An 8,043-nucleotide genomic window follows, 5' to 3' on the forward strand; every position below is an offset into this window, starting at 1 on the left:
GCACGGGTAACGGCAGGGTAACCAGATTGGATTAGTGTGGAACCATGTTCATAGACACGACCGCACCCGCCAAAGCCGTTCCCGCAGAGGATCTGTTCCCTTCCTGGCGCGGCAGGGAGCCTTACCGGGACCGGCTCGGCGACGTGTCGGAAGCGCTTCGGCGCAGCCATGAGGGGCTCGATGCCGCGATCGAGGCGTTGCCGTTCGAGCGGTTCGAGGCTGCGTCGCGCTCAAAGGCGAGCGTCTTCAAGTATAACGAGGTCCCGCCCGCCGCGGCCGCTTTGGCCGAGGCGCTGCCGGAGCAGCTCCGTTCTCCCTGGCTCTGCGCCTTGCTCCTGTGGAACATCGAGCGGTTCGAGGAGCGGTTCGCCGCAAGCGGGTTCGACGGTGAGTTCAAGCTTCACTACGCCGATTGCTTCCACCGCGTCTTCGACCAGATCGAGGCGGATCCGGACTTCGCCGATCTGTCGAAGGACAGCTTCCACAAGGATCTTTGGCTCGTCCGGATGGTGATGATCCCGGCCTTCGCGCAGGTCTGGTGGCCGCATTCGGGGCTTTCGGCGAAGGACGTGATCCGGAGCGGAATCGGCTCCGCGGCCTACGTCTTCCTCCGCTGCGGCGGCCGGCAGCCTTTCCTCGAGGGGCATACCCACGATCCCGTCGCCAAGGCCTATTGGAACGAGAATGGCTGGCGCGAGGCCCTGAGGCTCGCAGCGCTGGTCCTGCCGGCGCTTCCGGAGGCGAGGGGCGTGTTCGGCACGGCCTGGTTCTACGATCCGGCCGTCAAGGAAATCAGCCCGCGCATTGCCTTCGCCCAGGACCTCCAAGTCGGCCGAGGCGCGCACCGGCTGAAGATCGGAAGCAACGAAGGCGCGATCACCAACGCCACCGCGACTTCGGCCGAGCGCCGGAACCGCTACCGCGACGGCACCTACCTTCCGACCGACTATGCCGTGATCTGGTCTCGCAAGGACATCAGGGAGGCTTACGGCTGCTGAAAATTGCCGTTGCGGTGGATTCTCGTAAGCGCGTCAGTCTCGCAGACAATCCAGTCAGCTTAATCGGTTGCCGCTTCCCTCCAGCGATGCTAGCAGTTCATCGTCGGTCAAGATTTGTGCGGAATGTTTCCGTTCCTATATCGACACCGAGCGAGTTTTTCGCGCCGGCCCAATCGGCCGGTCATTTCTCAGGTTGACGCTGCATGTGGCATTTCTCTTCGCGCATTGAACGCCCCCGCAAGGGGAACGGCGTTCCCGCGAAGACCGTCCGGCCGGCATTATTGCCCGGCCTGCCGCCCGCAGCAGAGGCACTTTCACCAATAACCCGGACATTCGAGACGCGAGCCGATCGGCGCGCGCCTTCGTCCCTATTCGAACGCGGCGGCCGCGGCTTTGTAAAGCAGGCGGCGCGCGCGTGGAGTGATTTCAATGACAATGCGCATGCTGATCGACGCGCGCCACCAGGAGGAAACTCGGGTCGCGGTCGTCAAAGGGAATCGAATCGAGGAATTTGATTTCGAATCCGCCGAGCACAAGCAGCTCAAGGGGAATATCTATCTAGCCAAGGTCACGCGGGTCGAACCGTCGCTACAGGCGGCGTTCGTCGATTACGGCGGCAATCGCCACGGCTTCCTGGCTTTTTCGGAAATCCACCCCGATTACTACCAGATCCCCAAGGAGGATCGCGAGGCCCTGCTCCGCGAGGAAGCCGAGCACGCCGCGGAGGAAGAGCGGCTCCGCGCCGCCGAGGACGCCCGCTACGAGGACGATAGCGAGGAGCTCGAAAGCTCCGCCGAGCGTTATTCCGACGATATCGAGGAAGTCGGCGACGATGCCGGCGGCCCGAGCGAGGAAGGTGAAGGCGGTGAAGACGAAGAGGGCGCCGCTCCGCCGAAGCCGGAGAGCGCCAACGGCTCCGACGAGAATGCCGCCGACGAGCTGAGGCGCAAGCGCCAGAATCTGCGCCGCCGCTACAAGATCCAGGACGTGATCCGCCGCCGCCAGGTGCTGCTGGTCCAGGTCGTCAAGGAAGAGCGCGGCAACAAGGGTGCGGCTCTCACTACCTATCTGTCGCTCGCCGGCCGCTATTGCGTGTTGATGCCCAACACGTCGCACGGCGGCGGAATCAGCCGGAAGATCTCCAACGGAGCCGACCGGAAGCGCCTCAAGGCGATCATGGCGGACCTCAACCTGCCGAGGACGATGGGCTGCATCGTCCGCACCGCCGGCCTGTCGCGCACCAAGACCGAGATCAAGCGAGACTTCGACTATCTCGCGCGCCTCTGGGACGAGATCCGCGAGCGCACTTTGAGCTCGTCGGCCCCCGCACTCATCTACGGCGACAGCGACCTCATCAAGCGCGCGATCCGCGACATCTACAATCGCGACATCGACGAGGTGATCGTCGAGGGCGAGGAGGGCTATCGCGCCGCCCGCTCGTTCATGAAGTTGCTGATGCCGAGCCACGTCAGGCGGGTGAAGGGCTATTCCGATCCGGTGCCGCTGTTCCAGCGCTTCGGGGTCGAGGACCAGCTTGCCGGTATGTACCAGCCGGTCGTCCAGCTCCGCTCCGGCGGCTATCTCGTGATCAACCCGACCGAGGCCCTGGTCTCGATCGACATCAATTCGGGGCGTTCGACCCGCGAGCACAATATCGAGCAGACCGCCTACGCGACCAACATCGAGGCGGCGCACGAGATCGCCCGCCAGCTTCGCCTCCGCGACATGGCCGGCCTCGTCGTCATCGACTTCATCGACATGGAATCGAACGGGCACATCCGTAAGGTCGAAAAGGCGATGAAGGAGGCGCTGAAGAACGATCGCGCCCGGATCCAGGTCGGCCGCATCTCGTCCTTCGGCCTGATGGAGATGAGCCGCCAGCGCCTGCGCACCGGCGTGCTCGAAGCCTCGACCCGGCCTTGCCCGCATTGCGAGGGCTCCGGCCTCATGCGCACCGCCGCTTCCGCCGGTTTGTCGGCGCTCCGCATGCTGGAGGAAGAGGCGGCGCGCGGGCGCGGCAGCAAGATCGTGCTCCGCGCCGGCCGCGAAGCCGCGATTTACGTGCTCAACAAGAAGAGGCACGAGATCGACGAGGTCGAGCAGCGCTACGGCGTCATCGTCGAGGTTCTGATCGACGAAGCTCTGGAAGGGGCGAAGATGAGCGTCGAATCGCTCGGGCCGCCGCCGGCGCAGCGTCCGCGCTTCGAGCCGATCATCGAGCCCGCGGTCGAGGAAGAAGACCTGATCGAGGAACTCGATGAGGATGAGGAGCCCGAGGAAGAAGACGACCGGGAGGAGCAGGCGGATGCCCGCCAGCCCGAGCGTCCGCGCGAGCGCGAGCATGCCCGTGAACGCGATGACGAGGGCGATCGCGGCCGCAAGCGCCGCCGCCGCCGCGGCCGCCGCGGTGGCCGCCGCAGGGAAGGCCAGGACGAAGGGCAGGAGCGTCAGTTCGACACTGCGGCCGAGGGCGGCGAGCAAGTCGTAGCCGAGGAGGCCTCTGCGGAGGCTCAGGCCGCTCCCGAGGCCGTTGCGGAAGGACCGGCCTCCGAGGAGGAGCAACCCCGGAAGGCCCGCCGCCGTCCGCGCGCCCGGCGCAAGGGCGAGGGCCCCGAAGGCGAGGCGCCGGAAGCGGAAGCCGCCGCCGAAGCGCCGGCTCCGGCCGAGCCCGCCGCCGAGGCGGTGGTCGCGGACGCGACTCCGATCGACGCAGCCGCCAACACCGAAGCTCCGCCCGCCAAGCCCCGCCGCGGCCGCAGGAAGAAGACCGAGGAAGCGGAGGCTCCGGCCCCCGCTCCCGCGGTCGAGGAACCTGCACCGCCGCAGCCGGCCAACGATGCCGAAGCGCCGGCCGAGGAGCCTGCTCCCCGCCGCCGGAGCCGCGCCAAGGCCGCTGCCGAAGCGCCCGAGGCGCCGGTGCTGGAGCGGGTCGAAGCCGATGCCGCTCCCGAGGCTCCCGCCGCCGACGGTCCGCCGCGGCGGGGCTGGTGGCAGCGGACGTTCGGCGCCTGATGCACGACTATGGGGTCGCGTCCCGGATCGGCCGCCGGACGGCTGGGCCGGGGCGCGATTTCATCTCGGGTTCAGCCGCCCGGGGCGATAGGCTCTCTTATGGCTGAAGCTTCGACGATGCGACGCGGCGCGGCCGCTCTCCTCACACGGTTCCTGATGTTGCTCGGTTTGAGCTTCGCGGCGCTCGTGCAGCCCGCGGCGGCGCAGTCGATGCTTCGGGACGCCGAGACCGAGGCGCTGTTCCGCGACATGTCGCGCCCGATCATCGCCGCTGCCGGGCTTCGGCCGGAAAACGTGCAGATCGTGCTCTTGAACGACAAGTCGATCAACGCCTTCGTCGCCGGCGGGCAGATCGTCTACGTCCACTCCGGCCTCGTCATGGCCGCCGACAATGCCAACGAGGTGCAGGGCGTCATCGCGCACGAGCTCGGCCACATCACCGGCGGGCACATCATCCGCTCCGACGAGGGCGGCCGGATGGCGATGGGCATCGTCCTGCTGTCGCTTCTGCTCGGCGCTGCGGCCATGGCCGCGGGCGGAGGCGAGGCGGGGGCCGGAATCATGGCCGCGGGCCAGCAGGCGGCGATGGGCAAGTTCCTCGCCTTCAGCCGGACCCAGGAATCGAGCGCTGACGCCGCCGGCGCCAAATATCTCACGGAAGCGGGCGTCAGCGGCAAGGGCTCGCTCAGCTTCTTCAAGAAGCTCCAGAACATGGAATTCCGCTACGCGGTCCCCCAGGAAGACAGCTATGCGCGCACCCACCCGCTGAGCGGCGAGCGCGTCGCGGCGCTGGAGCAGGTCTACAAGACCGCCTCCAGCTGGGACTCGCCCACCGATGCGAAGCTTGAGGCGCGGTTCCAGCGCGTGAAGGCGAAGCTGTCGGGCTTCGTCGACGATCCTCGGCAGACGCTGCTAAGGTATCCCGAAAGTAACAAGAGCGTGCCCGCGCGCTACGCACGTGCTTACGCCTGGCACAAGAGCGCCTATCCGGAAAAAGCCAATGCCGAGGTGGATTCCCTGCTGAAGGCCGAGCCGAAGGACCCCTACTTCCTCGAGCTCAAGGGCCAGATCCTGCTGGAATCCGGAAAGCCGCGCGAAGCTCTGGCATCGCTTCGCCAGGCGGTCGCGGCGGCGCCGGAACAGCCGCTCATCTCGGCCCTGCTCGGCCACGCCCTCATCGCCACCGAGGACAAGGACAATTTCGCTGAGGCAAAGCAGGTTCTGAAGTCTGCGATCGGGCGGGACAACAGCAATCCGTTCGCCTGGTACCAGCTCGGTATCGTCTACGACCGTGAGGGCGACCATGCCCGGGCAGCGCTTGCAACGGCCGAGCGCTACAATCTCGAGGGCAACCGGATGATGGCGCTGACCAGCGCCCGGACCGCGCTCGGCGGGATCAAGTCCGGCACCGCCGATTGCCTCCGCGCGCAGGACATCGCCATGGCCTCGCGCGCCGCGATCGCGGACGACAAGAAGACGTCGGACAAGGTCCGAAAGCGGCTGGACGACAGGCCGATGGTCTGCGCGGGCGCCTGATGGCGGTCGGCCGCTCCTCGATCATTGCCGGGATTGCGGGGCTGGTGATCGGCGGCGGGGCCGTTGCGCTCGCCTCGGGTGGTGTCGACACCGACGGAACCGATCGGGCGCGGGTCGAGGGCATCGTCAAATCCTACCTCCTCGAAAACCCGCAGATCATCCCCGAGGCGATGGAGGTGCTCCGCAACCGCGACACCGCCAACGTCGTCAAGGCGAACCGCACGGCGCTCGAAAAGCCCTTCGCCGGTGCCTGGGCCGGAGCCGAGGACGGCGACGTCGTGCTCGTCCAGTTCTTCGATTACGCCTGCGGCTTCTGCCGGAAGAGCAATCCCGAGATCGACCGGCTCATCGCCGAGGATAAGAAGCTGAAGGTGGTGTGGCGCGAGCTCCCGGTGCTCGGGCCCGACAGCCAGGCGGCGGCGGAGCTAAGCCTCGCCGCAGCGAAGCAGGGGCGGTTCAGGCAGTTCCACGAGCGGCTGTTCGAGGCCGGGCGTCCGGCGCCCGAAGCCGTCGCGCAGGTGCGGCAGCAGCTCGGGGTCCGCCCGATGCCCGGCGACGCCGATGCTCAGGCCGAGATGGCCAAGAATTTCCAGCTCGCCCGCTCGATCGGCGCCACCGGCACCCCCACCTTCGTCGTCGGCGACAAGGTGCTCCAGGGCGCGGTCGGCTATGACGCGCTCAAGGAAGCGATCGGGCAGGCCCGGCGTCGTTCCTGACGGCTAGCCCTTGAACCCCTGCGCCACGACATACCATTCGGACGAGCCCTTGCGGCTGGCGGGCGGCTTAGCGTGCTTGACGGTGGTGAAGCGGCGCTTGAGCTCGGCAACGAGATTGTTGTCCGCGCCGCCTGCCAGCACCTTGGCGATGTAGGCGCCGCCCGGCTTCAGCACTTCGCCCGCGAATTCCAGCCCCGCCTCGACAAGACCCATTGTTCGAAGATGGTCGGTTTGCGGGTGGCCGACCGTGTTGGCAGCCATGTCCGACAGGACGAGGTCGGCGGGGCCGCCGAGCGCCTCGCGCAGCCGCTCCGGAGCATCGTCGGCCAGGAAGTCCATCTCCAGGATCGTCGCTCCATCGATCGGATCCGTGGGGAGGAGATCGATGCCGACCACCGAGGCCTTGGGCAGGCGCTGGCGCACGACCTGGGTCCAGCCGCCGGGGGCGATGCCGAGATCGACGACGCGCTCGGCGCCCTTCAGGAAGTGGAAGCGGTCGTCGAGCTCGATCAGCTTGTAGGCGGCGCGCGAGCGGTAGCCCTCCGCCTTGGCCCGCTTCACATAAGGGTCGTTCAACTGCCGCTCGAGCCACTTGGTCGAGCCGACCTTACGGCCCTTCGCGGTCTTCACCCGGGTCCTGAGGCCGCCGCTCCGCCCGGCCGGCGGCTTCGTCATATCTTGTGGCCGTCGCGCGCCATCAGCGAGCGGAGGATGCCCTCGCGGATGCCCCGGTCGGCGACGCCCAATGTCTTCGCAGGCCAGATGTCCATGATCGCATCGAGGATGGCGCAGCCGGCGACGACGAGGTCGGCACGCTCGGCGCCGATGCAGGGCAGCTCCGACCTCTCCGCAAGCGACATGCGCGACATCATGCTGCTGATCTGCCGCATCGATTCCACCGGCATCATCAGCCCGTCAACCGCCCGCCGGTCGTAACTGGGGAGCGCGAGGTGGACGCTTGCGAGCGTAGTCACCGTGCCGCTCGTGCCCATCAGCCGGATATTGTCCTTCTTCTCGGGCAGAAGCTCCGAGAAGCGGCGGAAGGCGTGGCGGACCCGCTCGCGCATCCGGCCGTAGGCGGCGAGCCGCTCGCCTTCGTCGGCAAAGTCCTTGCCTTCGCTTTCGGTCAGCGACACGACGCCCCAGGGCGCGCTCCACCAGCATTTGATCTTGGGCGTTGCACCGCCGTCGGTGTCGACCAGCACAAGCTCGGTGGAGCCGCCGCCGATGTCGAAGATGAGGGCCGGCCCGTCGCCGGGCTCGAGCAGCCGGTGGCAGCCGAGCATCGCCAGCCGCGCTTCCTCTTCGGGCGCGATGATGTCCAGCGCGATCCCGGTCTCGCGGTGCACGCGCGCCACGAAATCGCGGCCGTTGGCGGCCCTCCGGCACGCCTCGGTCGCGACCGAACGGGAGAGCGACACGCGGCGGCGGCGCAGCTTCTCGGCGCAGACCGAAAGGGCGGAGAGCGCCCGGTCCATCGCCGCGTCGCTGATGCGGCCGCTGCTTGCCAGCCCTTCGCCGAGCCGCACGACTCGCGAGAAGGCGTCGATCACGACGAATCCGTCGTCGGCGGGCCGAGCGACGAGAAGCCTGCAATTGTTGGTTCCGAGATCGAGCGCGCCATAGGTGTGCCGGGGCGCATGCCGCCGCGGGAGCGGGGCGGCTGATACCGCCTGGGCGGGGCCCTGGCCCGGCGCCTGCGGAGCGGTGGCGGCAATCTGCGCCATCTTACCCTTGCTCTTATGTTCTCGTTACCGGGCCGCGGCAGGCCGCCGCCCGTT

Annotated in this window: 6 protein-coding genes; 4 read left to right on the forward strand and 2 right to left on the reverse strand. The window is 67.7% G+C overall.

Going from position 1 to position 8,043, the window contains the following annotated elements; all coding sequences use genetic code 11:
- The first annotated feature begins 44 nt into the window (after window positions 1–44).
- The 4 genes from VF662_RS09980 (at window position 45) to VF662_RS09995 (ending at window position 6,262) form a co-directional block, all read left to right on the forward strand.
- The gene (locus VF662_RS09980) at window positions 45–998 is read left to right on the forward strand and encodes a hypothetical protein (RefSeq protein WP_464140513.1); all 954 of its coding nucleotides are present in this window, start codon (window positions 45–47) and stop codon (window positions 996–998) included.
- Window positions 999–1,427: 429 nt separating this feature from the next.
- Window positions 1,428–4,010 carry an Rne/Rng family ribonuclease gene (locus VF662_RS09985; protein WP_464140515.1) on the forward strand — a complete coding sequence of 861 codons (2,583 nt, stop codon included), beginning with the start codon at window positions 1,428–1,430 and terminating at the stop codon, window positions 4,008–4,010.
- A 99-nt stretch (window positions 4,011–4,109) separates the two neighbouring features.
- Window positions 4,110–5,546, forward strand: coding sequence for a M48 family metalloprotease (locus VF662_RS09990; protein WP_464140517.1), 1,437 nt, complete (start codon window positions 4,110–4,112; stop codon window positions 5,544–5,546).
- A complete protein-coding gene (locus VF662_RS09995) occupies window positions 5,546–6,262 on the forward strand; it encodes a DsbA family protein (protein WP_464140519.1) in 717 nt (238 codons plus the stop codon). Before VF662_RS09990 ends, VF662_RS09995 begins: the two co-directional genes overlap by 1 nt.
- A gap of 3 nt (window positions 6,263–6,265) precedes the next feature.
- Here VF662_RS09995 and VF662_RS10000 read toward each other — a convergent pair whose 3' ends face one another.
- A complete protein-coding gene (locus VF662_RS10000) occupies window positions 6,266–6,937 on the reverse strand; it encodes an RlmE family RNA methyltransferase (RefSeq protein ID WP_464140521.1) in 672 nt (223 codons plus the stop codon).
- Entirely contained in the window at window positions 6,934–7,989 is a 1,056-nt protein-coding gene (locus VF662_RS10005; RefSeq protein ID WP_464140523.1) for a Ppx/GppA phosphatase family protein, read from the reverse strand. The genes VF662_RS10000 and VF662_RS10005 overlap by 4 nt, the downstream gene beginning before the upstream one ends.
- Window positions 7,990–8,043: the final 54 nt, after the last annotated feature.

The organism is Allosphingosinicella sp. (assembly GCF_036387215.1).
In the GTDB taxonomy this organism is placed as follows: domain Bacteria; phylum Pseudomonadota; class Alphaproteobacteria; order Sphingomonadales; family Sphingomonadaceae; genus Allosphingosinicella.